This is a genomic window from Streptomyces sp. NBC_00820 (genome assembly GCF_036347055.1).
In the GTDB taxonomy this organism is placed as follows: domain Bacteria; phylum Actinomycetota; class Actinomycetes; order Streptomycetales; family Streptomycetaceae; genus Streptomyces.
In genome coordinates this window covers 5693618-5713203 of sequence record NZ_CP108882.1, presented here as the reverse complement: position 1 = coordinate 5713203, position 19586 = coordinate 5693618, and the positions used below count along the sequence as shown (strand labels likewise).

16 protein-coding genes are annotated in these 19586 nt (G+C 71.7%); 6 read left to right on the top strand and 10 right to left on the bottom strand.

The features are described 5' to 3' along the window. Position 1 precedes the first annotated feature (1 nt). From OIB37_RS25895 to OIB37_RS25885, 3 genes are all read left to right on the top strand, one after another. A complete protein-coding gene (locus OIB37_RS25895) occupies positions 2-415 on the top strand; it encodes a roadblock/LC7 domain-containing protein (protein ID WP_330460004.1) in 414 nt (137 codons plus the stop codon). A gap of 94 nt (positions 416-509) precedes the next feature. Continuing rightward, positions 510-1079, top strand: a complete 570-nt coding sequence (locus OIB37_RS25890; RefSeq protein ID WP_330460003.1) for a DUF742 domain-containing protein — start codon at positions 510-512, stop codon at positions 1077-1079. Beyond that, entirely contained in the window at positions 1060-1641 is a 582-nt protein-coding gene (locus tag OIB37_RS25885; protein WP_307622619.1) for a GTP-binding protein, read from the top strand. The genes OIB37_RS25890 and OIB37_RS25885 overlap by 20 nt, the downstream gene beginning before the upstream one ends. Positions 1642-1820: 179 nt before the next feature. On the opposite strand, the gene OIB37_RS25880 is transcribed toward OIB37_RS25885, so the two are convergent. The 4 genes from OIB37_RS25880 to OIB37_RS25865 all read right to left on the bottom strand — a co-directional run bounded on the left by OIB37_RS25880 (position 1821) and on the right by OIB37_RS25865 (position 6797). After that, positions 1821-2009 (bottom strand): acyl-CoA carboxylase subunit epsilon, encoded by a 189-nt coding sequence (locus OIB37_RS25880; protein ID WP_330460002.1) that lies wholly within the window; start codon positions 2007-2009, stop codon positions 1821-1823. Positions 2010-2067: 58 nt separating this feature from the next. Then, positions 2068-3663 (bottom strand): acyl-CoA carboxylase subunit beta, encoded by a 1596-nt coding sequence (locus tag OIB37_RS25875; RefSeq protein ID WP_330460001.1) that lies wholly within the window; start codon positions 3661-3663, stop codon positions 2068-2070. Between the two features lie 154 nt (positions 3664-3817). After that, complete coding sequence (locus OIB37_RS25870; protein ID WP_330460000.1) at positions 3818-6277, bottom strand: polysaccharide lyase 8 family protein; 2460 nt, start codon at positions 6275-6277, stop codon at positions 3818-3820. 25 nt (positions 6278-6302) lie between these two features. Continuing rightward, positions 6303-6797, bottom strand: coding sequence for a hypothetical protein (locus OIB37_RS25865; protein WP_330459999.1), 495 nt, complete (start codon positions 6795-6797; stop codon positions 6303-6305). 281 nt (positions 6798-7078) lie between these two features. On the opposite strand from OIB37_RS25865, the gene OIB37_RS25860 reads away from it, so the two are divergent. Next, complete coding sequence (locus tag OIB37_RS25860) at positions 7079-7678, top strand: YceI family protein (RefSeq protein ID WP_330459998.1); 600 nt, start codon at positions 7079-7081, stop codon at positions 7676-7678. 154 nt (positions 7679-7832) lie between these two features. On the opposite strand, the gene OIB37_RS25855 is transcribed toward OIB37_RS25860, so the two are convergent. Together OIB37_RS25855 and OIB37_RS25850 are read right to left on the bottom strand one after the other, a co-directional pair. Continuing rightward, positions 7833-9218 carry a hypothetical protein gene (locus tag OIB37_RS25855; RefSeq protein ID WP_330459997.1) on the bottom strand — a complete coding sequence of 462 codons (1386 nt, stop codon included), beginning with the start codon at positions 9216-9218 and terminating at the stop codon, positions 7833-7835. A 60-nt stretch (positions 9219-9278) separates the two neighbouring features. Then, positions 9279-12305, bottom strand: coding sequence for a glycoside hydrolase family 3 N-terminal domain-containing protein (locus OIB37_RS25850; protein WP_330459996.1), 3027 nt, complete (start codon positions 12303-12305; stop codon positions 9279-9281). 254 nt (positions 12306-12559) lie between these two features. Between OIB37_RS25850 and OIB37_RS25845 the strand changes: the two genes are divergently transcribed. Together OIB37_RS25845 and OIB37_RS25840 are read left to right on the top strand one after the other, a co-directional pair. Then, entirely contained in the window at positions 12560-14428 is a 1869-nt protein-coding gene (locus OIB37_RS25845) for a ricin-type beta-trefoil lectin domain protein (protein WP_330459995.1), read from the top strand. A gap of 272 nt (positions 14429-14700) precedes the next feature. Beyond that, the gene (locus OIB37_RS25840) at positions 14701-15306 is read left to right on the top strand and encodes a GOLPH3/VPS74 family protein (RefSeq protein ID WP_330459994.1); all 606 of its coding nucleotides are present in this window, start codon (positions 14701-14703) and stop codon (positions 15304-15306) included. Between the two features lie 28 nt (positions 15307-15334). On the opposite strand, the gene cimA is transcribed toward OIB37_RS25840, so the two are convergent. The 4 genes from cimA to OIB37_RS25820 all read right to left on the bottom strand — a co-directional run bounded on the left by cimA (position 15335) and on the right by OIB37_RS25820 (position 19585). Beyond that, on the bottom strand, positions 15335-16945 hold the full coding sequence (gene cimA, locus OIB37_RS25835) for a citramalate synthase (protein ID WP_330459993.1): 1611 nt from the start codon (positions 16943-16945) through the stop codon (positions 15335-15337). A gap of 362 nt (positions 16946-17307) precedes the next feature. Then, positions 17308-17925, bottom strand: coding sequence for a TetR/AcrR family transcriptional regulator (locus OIB37_RS25830; RefSeq protein ID WP_330459992.1), 618 nt, complete (start codon positions 17923-17925; stop codon positions 17308-17310). After that, positions 17922-18494: a hypothetical protein gene (locus tag OIB37_RS25825; RefSeq protein ID WP_330459991.1), complete on the bottom strand. Its 573-nt coding sequence runs from the start codon at positions 18492-18494 to the stop codon at positions 17922-17924. Before OIB37_RS25825 ends, OIB37_RS25830 begins: the two co-directional genes overlap by 4 nt. 47 nt (positions 18495-18541) lie before the next feature. After that, positions 18542-19585 carry an agmatine deiminase family protein gene (locus tag OIB37_RS25820; RefSeq protein ID WP_330459990.1) on the bottom strand — a complete coding sequence of 348 codons (1044 nt, stop codon included), beginning with the start codon at positions 19583-19585 and terminating at the stop codon, positions 18542-18544. Between the last annotated feature and the right edge of the window lies 1 nt (position 19586).

The window sequence follows — 19586 nt, the reverse complement described above, 5'->3', positions numbered from 1 at the left end:
GATGAGCCAGGCGGCACAGAACCTGAACTGGTTGATCACCAACTTCGTGGACAACACCCCGGGGGTGTCCCACACGGTGGTGGTCTCCGCCGACGGACTCCTTCTGGCGATGTCCGAAGGCTTCCCCCGCGACCGCGCCGACCAGCTCGCGGCCGTCGCATCCGGTCTGACGTCGCTGACGGCGGGCGCCTCTCGGATCTTCGAGGGAGGCGCCGTGAACCAGACGGTTGTGGAGATGGAGCGAGGATTCCTCTTCCTCATGTCCGTATCCGACGGTTCCGCGCTCGCGGTTCTGGCCCACCCGGAAGCGGACATCGGCCTCATTGGGTACGAGATGGCCCTTCTGGTGGACCGCGCGGGCACGGTCCTCACCCCGGATCTCCGTGCGGAGCTCCAGGGAAGCCTTCTCAACTAGCAATCGAACGGTGCGTGTTCGCGTCCCTGGGCCGTAAGGTTTCGGGACGCGGCTCCACAGCGATGGGTGCCCGGCACAGTCGGAGGAGGAGAAAGTGGCAACACCCCCAGGCGGTTCGTCTTCGGGCAATTGGTCGTACGGCCCTGCTCAGGGTCAGAACGACGGCTCGGCGAACCCGTACAACTTCCCCTCCGCCCCTGGCCACCAGCAGCCGTACGCACCGCAGGGCCCCGGCCCCTCGCCGTACGACCAGCCGGCGGCACCTCGGATCCAGCCTGTGCAGCCGCAGCGCCGTGAGCCGACGCCCGCTCCGGCGGGAGCCAGCAACCCCTTGGTGCGTCCGTACGCCATGACCGGCGGCCGGACTCGCCCGCGCTACCAGCTCGCCATCGAGGCACTGGTGCACACCACCGCGCAGCCGCATCAGATGCAGGGCCAGCTGCCCGAGCATCAGCGGATCTGCAACCTGTGCCGGGAGATCAAGTCGGTGGCCGAGGTCTCGGCCCTGCTCACGATCCCCCTCGGCGTGGCCAGGATCCTCGTCGCCGACTTGGCGGAGGCGGGCCTGGTCGCCATCCATCAGCCCGGCGGCGACGAGAACGCCGGTGGCCAGCCAGCCGTGACTTTGCTCGAAAGGGTGCTCAGTGGACTTCGCAAGCTCTAGCGGAGGGCCTTCCCGCTCCACCACGTCCGCGAAGATCGTGGTGGCGGGCGGCTTCGGCGTGGGCAAAACCACGTTCGTCGGGGCGGTCTCGGAGATCAACCCGCTGCGTACCGAGGCCGTCATGACGTCCGCTTCGGCGGGCATCGACGACCTCACCCACACCGGGGACAAGAAGACCACCACGGTCGCCATGGACTTCGGCCGCATCACCCTGGACCAGGACCTGATCCTGTACCTCTTCGGTACACCCGGACAGGACCGCTTCTGGTTCATGTGGGACGACCTCGTCCGCGGCGCCATCGGTGCCATCGTCCTGGTCGACACCCGACGCCTCGCCGACTGCTTCCCCGCGGTCGACTACTTCGAGAACTCGGGCCTCCCCTTCGTCATCGCCCTCAACGGCTTCGACGGCAGCCAGCCGTACCAGCCCGACGAGGTCCGCGAGGCACTCCAGATCGGCCCCGACACCCCCATCATCACCACGGACGCCCGCCACCGCGCGGACGCCAAGAGCGCACTCATCACCCTGGTGGAACACGCACTCATGGCCCGCCTGCGGTAGGACGCCCCGCGATCTGTGACCTCGGCCCCCGAACCCATGCGGTTCGGGGGCCGGGTCGCGTCCGGGCCCGCGTCCGGGCCGGCGTACGCGACTCGGCGCCCGCGGCCGGACCACCCTGGGCGCACCAACACCACGGCCCCGCTCTCCCTGGGAGAGCGGGGCCGTGGTGTTGTCAGAACTCAGTGCCAGCTGTGCGGGGCGCGGAAGCCGGGCTCGCGCTCCAGGCGGCGCCAGCCGGCCCTGGGGCGGCCGCGGTGGGCCGGGGGCGCCGGCTGGGCGGCGGCGCGGGCGAGGAGGACGGCCGTGATGGCGGCGACTTCCTCGGGGTCGGCGAGGCCCTTCTCGACGCGGATGTCAGGCAGGTTCATGGGTGTCAGTCTCCGTGAGAGAGAAGTCCGCGGAGTCACCGCGGCCGGTCCGGGTCGGTTACTGCGGGGGGTTGCCGTGCTTGCGCGAGGGCAGGTCGGCGTGCTTCGTCTGCAGCATCGACAGGGACTTGATCAGGACCTCGCGGGTCTCGGCGGGGTCGATCACGTCGTCCACCAGGCCGCGCTCCGCCGCGTAGTACGGGTGCATGAGCTCGGCCTTGTACTCCTTGACCATCTTCTGCCGCATCGCCTCGGGGTCCTCGGCCTCGGCGATCTGACGGCGGAAGATGACGTTGGCCGCACCTTCCGCACCCATGACGGCGATCTCGTTCGTCGGCCAGGCGTAGGTCAGGTCGGCGCCGATGGACTGGCTGTCCATGACGATGTAGGCACCGCCGTAGGCCTTGCGCAGGATCAGCGAGATCCTCGGCACGGTCGCGTTGCAGTAGGCGTAGAGGAGCTTCGCGCCGTGACGGATGATTCCGCCGTGCTCCTGGTCGACACCGGGAAGGAACCCGGGGACGTCCAGGAAGGTGACGATCGGGATATTGAAAGCGTCACACATCTGGACAAAGCGCGCAGCTTTTTCGCTCGCCTCGATGTCCAGTACGCCGGCGAGGACCTGGGGCTGGTTGGCGATGATGCCGACGACCTGACCGTCCAGGCGGGCCATCGCGCAGATGATGTTGCGGGCCCAGCGCTCATGGACCTCGACGTACTCGCCGTCGTCGACGATCTCCTCGATGACCTTGGCCATGTCGTACGGGCGGTTGCCGTCGGCCGGGACCAGGTCGAGCAGGACGTCGCTGCGGCGGTCCACCGGGTCGGAGGACTCCGCCCGGGGCGGGTTCTCGCGGTTGTTCTGCGGCAGCAGCGACAGGAGGTAGCGCACCTCGGCGATGCACGTCTCCTCGTCGTCGTAGGCGAAGTGGCACACACCCGAGGTCTCGGCGTGCACGTCGGCGCCGCCGAGGCCGTTCTGGGTGATCTCCTCGCCGGTGACCGCCTTGACGACGTCCGGACCGGTGATGAACATCTGCGAGGTCTCGCGGACCATGAAGACGAAGTCCGTCAGGGCGGGGCTGTAGGCCGCACCGCCCGCGCAGGGGCCGAGCATCACGGAGATCTGCGGGATGACACCCGAGGCCTTGGTGTTGCGCTGGAAGATGCCGCCGTAACCGGCGAGGGCGGAGACGCCCTCCTGGATACGGGCGCCCGCGCCGTCGTTCAGGGAGACCAGGGGCGCGCCGGCCGCGATGGCCATGTCCATGATCTTGTGGATCTTGGTGGCGTGGGCCTCGCCCAGCGCGCCGCCGAAGATCCGGAAGTCGTGGGCGTAGACGAAGACCGTGCGGCCCTCCACCGTGCCCCAGCCGGTGATGACACCGTCGCTGTACGGCTTCTTCGCCTCGAGGCCGAAACCGGTCGCCCGGTGCCGGCGCAGCTGCTCGACCTCCTGGAAGGAACCCGGGTCCAGGAGCAGCTCGATGCGCTCGCGGGCCGTCAGCTTGCCCTTGGCGTGCTGCGCCTGGGTCGCCTTCTCGCTGGGACCTGCCACGGCCTGCGCACGGATCTCGTGCAGCTCGGCGACCCGTCCGCGCGCGTCCGCCGGCTCGCCGGTCGGCTCACCCTTCGTCTCTTCCAAAACGGTCATGTAGTGACCTTACGAAGAGCACCGCGGAATGCCAGCCGTCGACTCCGTACAGTCTCCGGAGCGTTTTCCTGGTACGACTGAACAGAACCACAACAACATGCAGCCGTTCCGACTGCTCAACGGGCGTCAACGTTGTAGGGGTGCCACAAAGCAGTCACCTGAGAGTGACCTCACATTCGTGGGTGGCACATGCCATCCCCGGAGTGACAAGGAGCCTCAGACGGCTGCCCGCCGACCGGACCTCCACGGTGTCGTCGGCCCGGCGGACCGAGCGCACCGGACGGTCCCAGACGATCTCCAGCGGCGCGCCCGTGCGGGGCGGCTCGCTGACGCACAGGGTGGCGGTCCGGCCCCTGCGCCGGACGAGCACGCTCGCGCCGGCCGATGCCGTGAGGTCCCCCACCGTACCGTTCCGCCAGAAGACGGCGGCCGTCAGACCCAGGGCGGGCACGGTGACGGCCTGCCCGCGGGCGTCGTTGGCGAGGACGGTCAGCCAGTGGCGGTCGGCGGCGCGTGCGGCGACCTCGGCGCGCGAGGCGCCGGGAAGCAGGACGTAGAGGTAGGCGGCGTCGGCCGGGTCGGTGCCGTGGTCGAGCCACAGGGTCTGCCAGCGGCGGGTGCGGCGCTCGGTGGTGCTGGTGGTGTTGATGTCGGACCAGGAACCGGTGCGGTCCTCGCGCAGCGTGCGCAGATCGCCGCCGTGGGGCAGGAGCCAGCCGCCGTGGCCCTCCAGGTGGGCCCAGCGGGGGCCGCGCGTGAACGCCTGGGTGCCGTTCTCGCCCAGATTGCGGTTGTCCACGACCGTCTCCACGGGGACGCCGTCCGCGCAGGTGATCCCGGCGCCGAGGCAGACGACGGCGTCGTCGAGGAAGAACCAGGACTTGCGGGCCCGGAGCGTGGAATCGAGGCCCTTCAGGTCCTGGCCGACGACCGCGTACGTGCCGTCGGTGGTGCCCCCGACCCAGCGGACGTCGGGTTTGGGGGCGCCCCATTCGCCGCCGGCCCGGTCGGCGAGGCGTTTGGTCGAGACGGTGGTGCCGGGCAGCCGGTACCAGTCGACGGTGGGCCAGTACCAGTCCGTGTACTGATCGGTCCGGCCGGACCGGCCGGACCCGCCTGCCCCGCCTGACCCGCCTGAGCCTCCCGACCCGCCTGAGCCTCCCGACCCACCGGAACTGCCGGACCCGCCGGACCGGCCGCCGCGCCCTTTCGGCCACCAGGAGAGCATGCCGGAGCCGGTGTGCCAGCCGCGCGGGTTCTCGCCGTTGCCGCACTCGTAGTGGGCGATGCGGTCGCTGGCCAGGGAGAGGGACGCGGTGAAACGGGGTCCGCGGTGGACGGCGCGGTCCATGGCAGGGAAGAGGCGGTGCCCGAGGGGTTCGGGGCGCGCGGGTACGGCCGAGTCGGCGATGGCCCGCAGCCGGGCCAGCTCGGCGACGCCGAACTGATCGGCCGTCAGCAGCGGCGTGACGGTGTCGCGTTCGGCCCAGCCCTTCACCATGCCGTGCCACCGCTCCCGCTCGGCCTCGCTCGCGCCGTCCGCGAGCAGGGCGATCGCGGCGATCAGCGCCTGCCCGTGGTAGTGGTCGCCGCGCATGATGTGCAGGTCGTCGGAGAGCAGGTAACCCCGGCTGATGGCGCGGCCGTTGACGCAGTCCATCACCAACCCGTCGTGGATCAGGGGGGCGTAGGCGCCTTCGACGCTGTCGAGGACGTTTCGCCGGGCGGGATCGGTGACCTCCCACGGTGATCCGGCGAGCAGGGCGAACAGCCGCCCCAGGCCGTCGAGGAGGACCTGGCCGTAGGTGCCCGAGTAGGCGACCCAGGTGTGCTGGACGAAGGATCCGTCGGCGTAGAGGCCGTCGCCCCGGGTGACGTGCGGGAAGACCGGCGAGAGGGCGTCCCGGGCGAGCGCGACGCGGTCGCCGGCGCGGCCGAGGATGCCGCGCAGGACGACCGAGCGGCACAGGTCGACGCGGTTGGCGCCGGTGGAGGTGCCGGAGTAGTCGGTGAGCATCGCGTCGGGGATGAAGTGGTCGACGGCGGCGCAGGCGGCCGCGACGCGCGCGTCGCCGAGGCGGTCGTACAGCGCGGCCGTGATGTCCATGAGCAGCCGGGGGCTGCCGATCTGCCACTCCCACCAGTTGCCGTAGGGGACGGCGGCGGGGTGGTAGACGGTGGCGGAGAGATGGTCGAGGCCGCGGAGCACGTCGGCGAGGAGGCCGTCGTCGCCGGTCGAGCCGGTGCCGGGCTGGACGTGGGCCTGGGCCATGGTCCACAGGCGGTTGTAGCTGAAGGTGATGCCGGCGGGCGGGTCGAAGGGGTGGCCGGGCCAGAGGGAGGCCGCGGCGGGGTCCATGGTGGCGCGGAAGTCGCGGGCCAGCGCGCCCAGTCGGGCGAGGCGGGAGGCGTACGGCTCGGCGGTCGGGTCGTACCCCGCGCCGAGGGCGATGCCGAGCCAGCGTCGGCGCAGAGTGTCGTACGCGTCGCCCGGGTCCGCGGGAACCCCGCGGCCGGCGGCGCCGGCGGGGGCCGCCTGGGCCGGGGGGCCCAGGGCAGCCGTGAGGGCGGTGGCCAGCAGCAGTGCGCGGCGGGTCGATCCGGTCGGGCTCATGTCACCGGTCACCACCCCTCCCGTCTCAGCAGCCGCAGGTGTAGTACGTCGCGTCCCAGTGGCTGCCCTCGTCGGCGTAGAGGTTGCCGGAGGCGGCCTGCCACTGCGGGTAGCCGTCGCCGCGCAGACCGATGTAAGTGAAGCTGTTCTTGATGTAGTTGGTGATACAGGTGTTCTTGCTGTAGTCGAGCTTGTAGCCGTTCCAGTGCGAGTAGGTGCCGGAGGCGTGGCCGGTCTCGGTGCCGCCGGTGATGTTGAGAGCGCAGCCGCTGGCGCTCTTCAGGGTCTGGGCTCCCTGCGCGGTGGCGAGGTTGAGCTGGTCGAAGGACGTGCAGGTGGAGTTGTTGCGGTTGGTGCAGCCACCCGACGACGACCAGGTGATGCCGGACGAGCGGAACATCGATTCGGCGGTGGCCTGGCTGATCTTGGTGACGGCGAAGGCGTCGGTGGCGGTGCCGACCACGGCGACGCCGGGGGCGACGACGAGGGCGAGCGCGGTCACGGCGGAGCGGAACTTCATGGGGGACCCTTCCTGCGGTTGGCCGAGCGTCCTGTGGGGCGGCTGTGCAGGTGGTGCATGCAGATGGTGCCCGAGATCTACGCGCGTCCGCCAGAGGGCGTACGTGGTTACTGTGGGTTATCTTGAAAACACGTTGCGGATGATGTTGAAAATCGAACGGAATGGGTCTACGGTCGTAACCGTCGGTTTCGTTGAACGTTCAACAGACTCCGGGGCACGGTCTCGTCGTACCGGGCCGTGTCCGTCCCCCACCCTTCACAGACCTTCCCAAGGAGCACCTCATGGGTATCTTCGGCCGCAAGGAAAGCGCCCCTCAGACCTCCGCCGTGCCCGGCGCGGACCTCTCCGCGCTGACCGGCGACTACATCCTCGACCCCGCGCACACCACGATCGGCTTCGTGGCCCGCCACGCCATGGTCACCAACGTCAAGGGCGGCTTCACGGACTTCACCGGCACGCTGCACCTCGACGGCTCCGACCCCGCCAAGTCCACCGCCACCCTCGACGTCCAGATGGACAGCATCGACACCGGCAACGCCGACCGTGACGGCCACCTGAAGTCCGCGGACTTCTTCAAGACCGACGAGTTCCCGGTCATGACCTTCCGCTCCACCAAGGCGGAGCACCTGGGCGGCGACGACTACCGCATCACCGGCGACCTCTCCATCCTCGGCGTGACCAAGCCGATCTCCATCGACCTGGAGTTCAACGGCGCGGCGAAGGACCCGTTCGGCAACGAGCGCGTCGGTTTCGAGGGCAAGAGCGAGATCCTGCGCTCCGAGTGGGGCCTGACCTGGAACGCGGCCCTGGAGACCGGTGGCGTCCTCGTCTCCGACAAGATCAAGCTGAACTTCGACATCTCGGCCATCAAGCAGGCATGAGCCTGCGGCGCCCCTGCCGGCGCCCGCACCCCGAGCGCGCCCGCCCTCCACTCCCCCGAAAAGGGAGGGCGGGCGCTCGTGCGCCCGTGCGCTGTGGCGCCCGGGCCTGCGTCCCGGTCAGCCAGCCGCGGCCGGACGGCGGCCGCGCGCGGTGTCAGAATCCGCCGCCGGAATCCCCTCCGCCACCGAAGTCCCCACCGCCGAAGTCCCCGCCGAAACCGCCGCCGCCGTCGCCGCCGCCGAAGCCGCCGCTGAAGTCGTCGGGGTCGAAGTCGGTGCCGGAGACGTCGCCGCCCTCGTAGCCGCCGGCGCCGAAGTCGCCGTAGCCGGAGCCGTAGTCGGCCGCGTAGGACGGGGTGGCCATCGCGCTGCCCAGAAGGGTGCCGACGAGGAGGCCGGGGAGGATGCCGCCGCCGAAGTAGCCGCCGGCCCAGGGACCGTAGGCGGGGCCCGCGTCCCAGTAGGGGCGGCGGCCGTGGTCGGAGTCGACCTCGCGGATCGCCGGGTCGCGGCCGTCGGCCAGCCGGGTCGCGTCCGCGGCGCAGACCGGGACCTCCCGGGAGCTGCCGCCGGCCGGGGTCCAGGTGGCGTCGGTCACGGACGGGCCGTGGCGCGGGTCGAAGAAGCAGGGCGGACGCCGCTCCGGCAGGGCGCGTCCCGTGCGGCGGGCGGCCAGCAGGGCGAGGGAGAAGCGGCCGTCCTCCAGCGCCTCGGTGACCACCCGGACGTCCTCCGGTCTGCGCGCCTCGGTCATGCGCCGTTTGGCGTTCTCGTAGGAGTCCAGCGCGCGCTCGTAGTCCGCGCGCATGGCGTCGTCGGCGCGCGGCTCGGCCGGGTGGAAGTCCAGCCGGTCGAGTTCCTCGCCGAAGGCGGTGATGTCCTCGTCCACCACCACGCGCAGCCGGTCCAGCGCGGCCCGCTGCTCCTCCTCGCGCCGGCGGCGGCTGCGGCGGACCAGCGTGTAGGCGCCCACGCCGCCGGCCACCACGACCGCGCCCGCGACGATCAGGGCGGTCGTCGACACCCCCTCGCCCTTGCCGTCCACGGAGCCGCTCCAGCTCGCGGGCGCGTGGCCGCCCATGTTGGCCAGGGCACGGTCGGTGAAGTCGGTGAGCTGGGCCTTGGCGTCCTCGCCCTGGACGCTGGCCACCAGGTTCTGCGCGGCCGTCTTCGACATGACCGAGCGGTCGGAACGGGCGCCGAAGAGGTCGCCGACGCGGATGCCGTACAGGCCCGTGACGCCGGTGGCGGCGCGCACCTTGGGCAGGAGGTCCTTCGTCGGGTAGCCCGCCGGCAGGACCGCGATGAACAGGGGTTTGTTCGCGTGCTTGATCCGTTCGGCGAGCACCTTGGCCTCGGCTGCGGACAGTTGCCCGGAGGCCGCCGGATCGACGTAGACCGGTCCCTTGCGCAGGGCCTGGGCGATCGTGGAGACGCCGGTGACCGCGCTCGCGCCGGGGGCGAGCGCGGTCAGGACGACCAGCGCGAGTACGGCCAGCAGCAGGGCCGGGAGGCTTCGGGTCCACGAGACGGCCTTCATGCTTCGAAGCTACCCGAACCAGCCCCTAAGCGGTCATACCGGAGGAGGGTGCGGGTGGGCTCAGGCCGCCCGGTACGCCTCCGTCAGCTTCCGCACCGCCTCTCCGTACCGGCCGGTCAGCAGCGCGTTGTCGGCGTCGGCGAAGGGCCCCGCCAGCGCCTCGGTGATCCGCTGCCCGGCCTTGCGCTGAACGATCAGCCGCGCCTTGGTGACCAGCTCCCGCCCGGTCCGGTCGGCGCCGGCCCGCTCGGCCACCGCGGCGGCCTTGCCGAGCGCGCGCAGCGTGGCCGCGCCGCCGTCCGGCACGTGGGTGAGCGTGGTCAGGCCCCAGCCGTACGGGAACTGCGGGTCGTACGACGCGTCGCCCACGTTGATCGGCAGCTGGGCCTCGGACCGGGGCCAGGTGACGGGGAGCTGCCCGGTGAAGGGCCGCTTGCCGTACAGGACGTCGGCGACGCCCTCGCCCTCGGTGCCGGGGAGCCAGGAGGCCACCAGCGCGTCGACGTCGCCGAGCCGGTCGCCGATCAGCTGGGGGCGCCCGGAGACGGTCAGCACCGCGCACTTCATGGCCGCGCACACCTTGTCGACGGCGGCCTGGTCGGCGGCCGAGAGCGTCAGAGTGTGGGCGGGGCCGTTGCCGACGTCGCCGACACCCTCGGCGTACGGGGTCTCGCCGACGACGACCACACCCACGTCGTAGCCGTTCGTCGGGGCGGAGGCGTCCTTGGAGTACGTGACGTTCCCGCCCGCCTCGCGCATGCCCTGCAGGACGGTGGTGCCGGGGACGATGTTCCCGGAGGAGCCCTGCCAGGTGACGGTCCAGCCGCCGCTCTGGTTGCCGATGTCGTCGGCGTTGGACCCGGCGACGTACACCTTCTGGCTCTTCTTCAGCGGCAGCAGCCCGCCGGAGTTCTTCAGCAGCACCTGCGACTCGGCGGCGGCGCGGCGGGCCACGGCCCGGTGCGCCGGGGAGCCGATCGCGGCGGCGCCACTGGTGTCGGCGTACGGGTGCTCGAAGAGGCCCAGCCTGAACTTCTGGGTGAGGACGCGGGAGACGGCGTCGTCGATCCGCCGCTCGCTGATCCGTCCGGCCCGGACCTCGTCGGTCAGGGTCTTGGTGAAGTCCTTGTAGGTGTACGGGACCATCATCATGTCGACGCCCGCGTTCACGGACGTGCGCACGTGGGAGCCGTAGTCGCCGGGGAGCTGGTCGATGGCGTTCCAGTCGCTGATGACGAAGCCGTCGAAGCCCATGCGGCCCTTGAGGACGCCGTTGATCATGTCGGCGCGGGCGTGCATCTTCACCGGGCCCTGCCCGTCACCGATGACGTCCAGGGAGGAGTACGACGGCATGACCGTGCCGACGCCCCGGTCGACGGCCGTGCCGAACGGTGCCAGGTGGACGGCCTCCAGCTCCTGGCGGGTGACCTTGGTGACGCCCTGGTCGGTCTTGTAGGAGCCCGTGGTCGAGGAGCCGTACGCGGTACCGCCGTCACCGACGAAGTGCTTGGCGGTGGCGAGGACCTTGTCGTCACGGCTCAGGTCCCTGCCGTCCGCCCGGCCCTGCAGGCCCTGGATGACGGTCTCCATGGACTCGACCAGCGCCGGGTCCTCGCCGAAGGACTCGTAGGAGCGGCCCCAGCGTTCGTCGCGGCTCACGCACAGGCAGGGCGCGAAGTCCCAGGGGATGCCGGTGGCCCGGACCTCGGCGGCCGTCACCGCCCCGGCCTTCTCGGCGAGTGCGGGGTCCCGGGTGGCTCCGATGCCGATGTTGTGCGGCATGACCGTGGCGCCGACCAGGTTGTTGTGGCCGTGGACCGCGTCGACGCCGTAGATAAGCGGGATCTGGAAGCGGGTGGCCCGGCTCCGGAGCTGGAAGGCGTCGATCATCTTCGCCCAGGCCTCGGGGGTGTTGGGCGTGGGTGTCGAACCGCCGCCGGAGAGCAGTGAGCCGAGGCCGTAGGCCGCGATGTCGTCCCCCGTGCCGACCGCGCCGCGCTCGGCCTGGGTCATCTGGCCGGCCTTCTCCGCCAGGGACAGGCGGCCGAGGAGGTCCGCGACCCGCTTCTTCACGGGCAGCTTCGTGTCCAGGTACGGCAGCCCGTGGGCGTCGATGACGACCTGCGGCATCTCGGCGGGGGCCTTGGCGCCGGTCACCGTGAGCGCGACCGGGACGGTCTCGGCGGGCTCGGCGGCCTTGTCCTTGAGGGTCGCGACCCGGATGGTCCGCGAGGCCCCGGAGGCGGTACCGGCCGGGAAGGTGAGGGTGCCGGAGGCGGGGGTGTAGTCCTTGCCGGGTTCGGCGGTGCCGCCGCCGGTCGCGTAGGTGACCGTCACGGGGTCGTCGAGGGGCGCCGCGCCGGTGGTGGCCACGGTGACCTTCAGCGTGGCCGTGCCGCCCTCCTTCACCGGGTGGACGGCGGAGTCGGCGGTGACGGAGGCGCGCAGCGACTGGTCCGCCCTGCCGTACAGCTCGACGTCGTCCATGGCGAAGCGGCCCTTGAGGCCGACGGGGAGGGTGAGGGCGTATCCCCACATCTGCGTGAGTCCGAGGACGTGGTCGATGCCGCCGACGGGCTGGTAGTCCGTGCGGTAGGTGAAGTCGGTGAACGGGATCAGGATCTGTTTCCAGCCGGTGAAGTCGTCGGTGAAGGACGTCGTCCACAGCTCGGACGCCTCGCCGTTCGCGCCGCCGTCCTTGATCTCGAAGGCGAGCTTCCTGCCGCTGTCCTGGCCGTCCCACCAGAAGCGGATGCCCTGGTGCGCGGACCAGTCGTGGGCCGGTTCACCGGCGGCGAAGTCGTGGGTGAAGCCGCCGTAGCCGCTGATGTCGTAGGTGCCGGTGAGGACCTTGGCGCCCTCCGGGGCGTCGGGGCGGTCCGCCAGTTCCAGGGCGGGCGGGTCGTCGGCGTCGCCGCCCCAGGTGAAGATGCCCTCGGCGGGCTGGGCGGCGAAGGGGACCTCGCCCTCGAAGCGGTCGACGGGCACGGGGGGCGGGTCGTCGGCACCGGAGGCGGTGGCGACGGCGGTCAGCGGGAGCAGTGCGGTCAGCAGAGCGGCGGAGGCGAGCAGGGCGGTTCTTCGCATGGACCCTTCCCTTGGCTCTTGATTCACTGGGCTCTCGATTCACTCATGACTTAGATCACGGCGTGAGTTAACTCGGGGCTCATGATGCCGTCAAGAGTTCACGTCAGAAGTGGTGCGCGCTCAACTGGCGTCCGGAACACGGCCGTTGTGCGTTCGCTTCCTGAATGCGCGACCTCTTGACGCGCCCGCCGAGCCGTCATTGACTCACGGCTCGCACGCCTCCCCACCCCCACCTCCCGAAGGGACGGCGCTCCATGAGACGACCCCTGCGCGCGGCCCGGCTGCTACTGGCCGGGCTGCTGACCACCGCCGGGCTGACGACCCTGGGCATCCCCACCGCGCACGCGGCCGGCGAGCAGGTGACGGCCTGGCTCACCACCACCGACGACTCCGCCGGACGGCATGTGGTGCGCGGACTCCAGGCGCAGACGCCGTTCGCCTTCCAGTCCGGGACCGGTGGCACCGGCGAGAACATCACCGTCGACGAGAACACCCGGTACCAGACCTTCACCGGCGGCGGCGCGTCCTTCACGGACACCGCGGCATGGCTGCTGAACAGCAGCGGAGCACTGTCGCAGGCGACGCGGGACGCGACCATGCGCAAGCTGTTCTCGCCGGCGGACGGGATCGGGCTGTCCTTCCTGCGCAACCCGATGGGCGCCTCGGACCTCGCGCGCTCCGGCTACACGTACGACGACGTGCCGGCCGGCCAGAGCGACCCGGATCTGGCCAGGTTCTCCCTCGCACACGACCTCGCCGACGTGGCCCCGCTGACGAGACAGGCTCTCCAGCTGAACCCGTCGCTGACCGTGATGGCGTCGCCGTGGACGGCTCCGGCCTGGATGAAGGACAGCGGTTCGCTCAACGGCGGCTGGCTGAAGGCGGAGGACTACGGGGCCTACGCCGCGTACTTCGTGAAGTACCTCCAGGCCTACCAGGCCCAGGGCGTCAAGGTCTCGTACGTCACCGCGCAGAACGAGCCGACCTGCTGCTCGGGCTATCCCTCCATGAGCTGGAACGCGAGCGGGCTGGCCTACTTCACCAAGAGCGAGCTGCTGCCGAGGCTCCAGGCGGCGGGCCTTCCGGCGAAGGTGCTCGCGCACGACTGGAACTGGGACTCCTACGACTCCTACGCCGCCCAGACCGTGGACGACCCGGCCGTCCGCAACCACCCCAACTTCGGCGGGATCGCCTGGCACGGCTACGGCGGTGACATCGCCAAGCAGACCACCGTCCACAACCAGTACCCGGGCCTCGACGCCTTCGGCACCGAACACTCCGGCGGCACCTGGATCGCCGACCAGCAGCACGAGGACATGTCCAACATCATCGACTACACGCGCAACTGGGCGAAGTCGGTGACCAAGTGGTCGCTGGCGGTGGACCAGAACATGGGCCCGCACAACGGCGGCTGCGGCACCTGCACCGGCCTGGTCACCGTGCACAACGGCGACGCGCGCGGCGGGACCGTGGACTACACGGTCGAGTACTACGACATGGGACACCTGACGAAGTTCGTCCGGCCGGGCGCCCAGCGCATCGCCTCCACGGCGTCCACCACCGTGCCCAACGTGGCATGGCGCAATCCGGACGGCAGCAAGGCCCTGATCGCCTACAACGGGTCGTCCTCGGCGCGGACGGTCACCATCGACTGGGGCTCGCAGCACGCCACTTACTCCCTGCCGGGGAAGACCTCCGCGACCTTCACCTGGTCCGGCACCCCGTCGGGCGGCGTCGGGCAGAGCGGTTCCCTCGTGGGCCTGGCCGGCAAGTGCCTGGACGTGGCGGGCGGTTCGAGCACCGACGGCGCGGCCGTGCAGCTCTACGACTGCAACGGCACCGCGGCCCAGACGTGGACCGTGCAGGCCGACGGGTCCGTGCAGGGGCTCGGCAAGTGCCTGGACGTGACGGCCGGTTCGACGGCGGACGGGGCGAAGGTGCAGTTGTACGGGTGCAACGGAACCGGGGCCCAGCGGTGGTCGTACAACGCCGCCACGGGTGACGTCGTGAACAGCGCCGCCGGCAAGTGCCTGGACGTCACGGACAACTCGTCGGCGAACGGGGCCCGCGCCCAGATCTGGTCGTGCACCGGGGCCGCCAACCAGAAGTGGCACCTGCAGTAGGCCGGTGCCTGCCGGCAGGCCGCGCTCCGTCCGCACCGCCGCTCCCGAGCCGTGGCCCGGGGGCGGCGGTGGGCGGCGGTGGGCGGCCGGCGAGGAGGGGCCGCGCGCGAAGGTGCTCGGCACCCTGCCGCCGCGGTGCCTCGGCGAAGTGAGCGCGCGGATTCGGCGGTCGTGCTCGCGGACCCGCTTCGGCGGTCATGCTGCGGATCGGCCGCCCGGACGACATGGTGGTGGTGTGGGGCCGTGCCGAGCCATGCCATCGGGAGCCGTAGATGACCACACCCCAGGATCTGCTGATCGTCGCCCTGGACGCCCCGCCCGCGAGCCGTCCGGCCCAGGGCGACCTGTCTCTCGCCCTCGCCGGCGCGGAGCTCCTCGACCTCCTGGAGGTCGGCGCGCTCGTGGTGGAGGACGACCGTGTCGTCCCGTCCGCCGAGCGCGTCACGGGTGACGTCCTGCTGGACGGGGCGGCGGCGTCCCTCGTCCGGCAGACGCCGTACGAGACGGTCGAGGACTGGCTGTGGCGGCGCGGACGCGGCCTGGCCGACGCCTACGCCACCGCTCTGGAGGAACAGGAGCAGCCGGCCGGGACGCGCCGGCACTGGCTGCGCCGGCGCTCCGCGCCCGCCTCGCCCCCGGACTCACCGGCCCGGCGCCGCGCGGCCGACCGCTGGGCCGCGCGCGAACCGGTCCTGGTGGGCCTCGCGGACGCGCTCGGTATCGAGGACCCCCCGCCGGTGGACCCCGAGGAGATCGCGGACGACTCGGTGGTGACCGTCCTGGCCGCCGTCGGCGAGGCCCTGACCGAGCTGGAGGGCGTGCGCCAGCGGCACCGGATCGAGGAGGACGCCTACGACAACGTCTGGCGGGCCCCCTGACCCGGCCGCGGACCCGCCGTGCCGTTCACTACTGGGCGGCGGCCGGCTCCACCCCGGCGCGCAGCAGGCCGTAGGTGTAGGCGTCCTGGAGTGCCTGCCAGGAGGCGGCGATGACGTTGTCCGCCACGCCGACCGTGGACCACTCGCCCGCGCCGTCGCTGGTGGAGATCAGGACCCGGGTGGTGGAGTGGGTGCCGTGCTTGCCCTCCAGGATGCGGACCTTGTAGTCCACCAGGTCCAGCTTGACGAGCTGGGGGTAGATCTTCTCCAGGGCCACGCGCATCGCCCGGTCGAGGGCGTTGACGGGGCCGTTGCCCTCGGCGGTGGCGACGATGCGCTCGCTCATCGCCCACAGCTTGACCGTGGCCTCGTTGGCGTGGGTGCCGTCGGGGCGGTCCTCGACGATCGCCCGCCAGGAGTCGACCTCGAAGTACTTCAGCGGCTTGCCCTGCACCTCGGCGCGCAGCAGCAGCTCGAAGGAGGCGTCCGCGGCCTCGTAGGTGTAGCCCTTGAGCTCGCGTTCCTTGACCCGGTCGACCACCCGGCCGATCAGCTCGCGGTCGCCGCCGAGGTCGATGCCGAGTTCCTTGCCCTTCAGCTCGACCGAGGCGCGGCCGGCCATGTCGGAGACGAGCATGCGCATGGTGTTGCCGACCAGGGCGGGGTCGGTGTGCTGGTACAGGTCGGGGTCGATCTTGATCGCGGAGGCGTGCAGGCCGGCCTTGTGCGCGAAGGCGGAGACGCCGACGTAGGGCTGGTGGGTCGAGGGGGTGAGGTTGACGACCTCGGCGATGGCGTGCGAGACGCGGGTCATGTCGCGCAGCCGCCCGTCGGGCAGGACCTTCTTGCCGTACTTCAGCTCCAGGGCGGCGACGACCGGGAAGAGGTTGGCGTTGCCGACGCGCTCGCCGTAGCCGTTGGCCGTGCACTGCACGTGGGTGGCGCCCGCGTCGACGGCGGCGAGGGTGTTGGCGACCGCGCAGCCGGTGTCGTCCTGGGCGTGGATGCCGAGCCGGGCGCCGGTGTCGGCGAGGACGGTCGCGACGACCGCGTGGATCTGGGCGGGGAGCATGCCGCCGTTGGTGTCGCAGAGGATGACGACGTCCGCGCCGGCCTCCGCGGCCGTACGGACGACCGCCTTGGCGTACTCCGGGTTCGCGCGGTAGCCGTCGAAGAAGTGCTCGCAGTCGACGAAGACCCGGCGGCCCTGCGCGCACAGGTGGGAGACCGTGTCGCGGACCATCTCCAGGTTCTCGTCCAGGGTGGTGCGCAGGGCCAGCTCCACATGCCGGTCGTGCGCCTTGGCCACCAGCGTGATCACCGGGGCGCCCGAGTCCAGGAGCGCCTTGACCTGCGGATCGTCGGCGGCCCTGGCACCCGCGCGGCGGGTGGCGCCGAAGGCGACGAGCCGGGCGTGCCGGAAGTCGATCTCCTGCTGGGCACGGGCGAAGAACTCGGTGTCCCGGGGGTTCGCGCCGGGCCAGCCGCCCTCGATGAATCCCACGCCGAAGTCGTCCAGATGCCGTGCGATGGCCAGCTTGTCCGCGACCGTGAGGTTGATGCCCTCGCGCTGCGCGCCGTCGCGCAGCGTGGTGTCGAAGACGTGGAACGAATCGTCGAGTTCGCTGGTTTCCGTCATGGTCTGAAGGCTCCTGTCGGAAAAATCGGTCTTACCGGATGACCGGCTCCACCGTCCTCCATGGTCCCTCGCGCCACGCCTCCGGCTGTAGGTGGGCCGGAAAACGAAAAACCCCTCGCGGGTGCGAGAGGTCTGCGCGCGGGTCGAGGACGACGGTGCCACCCGCACCTGGTCGTGCGAGGTGGTCACTGCGGACCGGCGCGCCTGCTGCCCATAATCATGGCGAACGAGAGCACGAAGGGCAGTCTGGCACAGAGTGCCCTTCACCTCACTGTCCGTCTCAGGATGCGGGCTCGGGCGACCCACCCGGTGGACGGGAGGGACGGGAGGGGGCCCTGGACCCTCCAGCCGGGGCGCGGGGTTCAGGCGTCCGGCGTGAACAGCGCGTCGGCGAGGAACTCCCGCACGTGGGCCGTCACCCGTTCCTGGTCCGTGCCGCGCAGGCCGACGGCCACGTGGATGGAGAAGCCGTCGAGGAGCGCGCGCAGCCGGGTGGCGAAGCGGTCGGCGTCGACGACGCGGAACTCGCCGCGCGAGACGCCCTCGGCGATCAGGGCGACGAGGTCGCGGTGCCAGGCGCCCTCGATGGCGGCCTGCCGCTCGCGGGCGTCGTCACCGGCCTCGCGCGAGCGGTTCCACACCTCCAGCCACAGCGTCCAGTGCGGGTCGCCGTGGCCGTCGGGGACGTACAGGTCGACGTACGCCGCCAGCCGCTCGCGCGCGCTGCCCGCCCGCGCCAGCAGGCGGCCCCGCTCCGCGCCCAGCCGGCCCTCGCTCCACTCCAGGGCCTGGAGCAGGAGTTCGTCCTTGGAGCGGAAGTAGTAGAGCAGATGCCCGCTGCTCATCCCCACCTCACGGCCCAGCCCCGCCATGGTCAGCTTCTCCAGACCGCGCTCGGCGATCATGTCCATCGCGGCGGCGAGGACCTCCTCGCGGGGCGGGGCGGGGGTGCGGCGGCGGGGGGACGAGGTCGGGCTCATGCGGGGACCGTCCGTACGGCGTCGGGCAGGAAGTGGATCTCGTAGGGGCCGTAGCACTCGCTGAAGAGCGTCGCCACCGGGGCACCGCACCCGCCGCACACCCTGTTCGGCCCCTCCGTTCCGGATTCGCCGCAGCACCCCGTCCCCCGGGAGGCGGGGTCGCGTGCCAGGAACGCCGCGCTGTCCTCGGGGTGCACGACCAGGGTGTCGCGGGGCCCGGCGGACACGAGACGGCCTGGGCCGTCGGGGGCGCCCCCGCGCCCACCGGGAACCGCGGACTCCACCCGCTCCGGATCCGGGTACGGCACGAAGGGAGCGCCGCACGGCTCGGGGTCCACTGCGTAGGCGCCGCGCGGCACGGTGGAAGGGGCGTGCGACGCGCCGTCGGGGGCCACCGGCACGTCGTCCGCCGGTCCGTCGGGGTCCACCGGCACGTCGACCGTCAGCCCGTCGGGGGCCACCGGCACGTCGACCGTCAGCCCGTCCGCCGGGCGCGGCGGCAGCTCGGGCAGGGGGCGCAGCGGCTCGGTGAGGTGGTGGCCGCAGGCGGCACAGACCAGTACGTTCACTCGTACGTTGTACCCGACGCCGGCCGTCACCGCGGTGCCGTGCGCCGTCACCGGACCCTCGGCTGCTGCTGCGTGACGCAGTGGATGCCGCCGCCGGCCGCGAAGACGGGGCGGGCGTCCACCAGGGTGACCGTGCGCCGGGGGAAGAGCCTGCGGAAGATCGCGGCGGCGGTCTCGTCGCGCGGGTCGTCGAAGGCGCAGAGGACGACGCCGTCGTTGCAGAGGTAGTGGTTGATGTAGGAGTAGTCGGCCCAGTGGCCGTCGGCCTCCAGGACGGTGGGGGCGGGCACCTCCACGACCTCCAGGGGGCGGCCCTGGGCGTCGGTCGCCGACCGGAGGATGCCGATGACCTCCCGGGTGATCTCGTGGTCGGGGTGGGCCGGGTCCGGCTGGTGGTGGGCGACGACGACGCCGGGGCCGGCGAAGGCGGCGACGATGTCGACGTGTCCGAGGGTGCCGAAGCCGTGCGGAGGGTAGTCGGCGGTGAGGCCGCGCGGCAGCCAGAGCGCCTTGCGGGTGCCGAGGTGGGCGTGGATCTCCGCCTCGACCTCCTGCCTCGTCCGGTGCGGGTTGCGCTCGGGGCCGAGCTGGACCGTCTCGGTCAGCAGGACGGTGCCCTCGCCGTCGACGTGGATCGCGCCGCCCTCGTTGACCAGCTTCGAGGCGTACGTCCTCGCGCCCGCGAGGCCGGCGACGTACCCGGCGATCTCGGCGTCGTGCTCCCAGCGCGCCCACTCCTGGGCGCCCCAGCCGTTGAACGTCCAGTCCACCGCGGCCAGTCCGCCCTTGCCGTCGGTGAGGAAGGTGGGGCCGATGTCGCGCATCCAGGCGTCGTCCAGGGCGCGTTCGACGGTGTCGACGCCGGGCCCGAGCAGCCGGCCCGCCTCCGCCGACTGCCCAGGTCCGCACACGACCGTGACCGGCTCGAAGCGGCGGACGGCTCGGGCTACCGAGGCCCAGGCGCGGCGGGCGGCGGCGAGGCCGTCGGGGTCGGCGAAGGTGGGGTTGGGGCCGGGCCACGCCATCCAGGTCCGCTCGTGCGGGGTCCATTCGGCGGGCATGCGGAAGCCGTCGGCTGCCGGGGTGGTCATG

Coding starts and splice junctions, on each gene's coding strand:
- OIB37_RS25895 (WP_330460004.1), top strand. CDS start 2: ATGAGCCAGGCGGCACAGAACCTGAACTGGTTGATCACCAACTTCGTG.
- OIB37_RS25880 (WP_330460002.1), bottom strand. CDS start 2,009: ATGAACCTGCCTGACATCCGCGTCGAGAAGGGCCTCGCCGACCCCGAG.
- OIB37_RS25875 (WP_330460001.1), bottom strand. CDS start 3,663: ATGACCGTTTTGGAAGAGACGAAGGGTGAGCCGACCGGCGAGCCGGCG.
- OIB37_RS25870 (WP_330460000.1), bottom strand. CDS start 6,277: ATGAGCCCGACCGGATCGACCCGCCGCGCACTGCTGCTGGCCACCGCC.
- OIB37_RS25865 (WP_330459999.1), bottom strand. CDS start 6,797: ATGAAGTTCCGCTCCGCCGTGACCGCGCTCGCCCTCGTCGTCGCCCCC.
- OIB37_RS25860 (WP_330459998.1), top strand. CDS start 7,079: ATGGGTATCTTCGGCCGCAAGGAAAGCGCCCCTCAGACCTCCGCCGTG.
- OIB37_RS25855 (WP_330459997.1), bottom strand. CDS start 9,218: ATGAAGGCCGTCTCGTGGACCCGAAGCCTCCCGGCCCTGCTGCTGGCC.
- OIB37_RS25850 (WP_330459996.1), bottom strand. CDS start 12,305: ATGCGAAGAACCGCCCTGCTCGCCTCCGCCGCTCTGCTGACCGCACTG.
- OIB37_RS25845 (WP_330459995.1), top strand. CDS start 12,560: ATGAGACGACCCCTGCGCGCGGCCCGGCTGCTACTGGCCGGGCTGCTG.
- OIB37_RS25840 (WP_330459994.1), top strand. CDS start 14,701: ATGACCACACCCCAGGATCTGCTGATCGTCGCCCTGGACGCCCCGCCC.
- cimA (WP_330459993.1), bottom strand. CDS start 16,945: ATGACGGAAACCAGCGAACTCGACGATTCGTTCCACGTCTTCGACACC.
- OIB37_RS25830 (WP_330459992.1), bottom strand. CDS start 17,925: ATGAGCCCGACCTCGTCCCCCCGCCGCCGCACCCCCGCCCCGCCCCGC.
- OIB37_RS25820 (WP_330459990.1), bottom strand. CDS start 19,585: ATGACCACCCCGGCAGCCGACGGCTTCCGCATGCCCGCCGAATGGACC.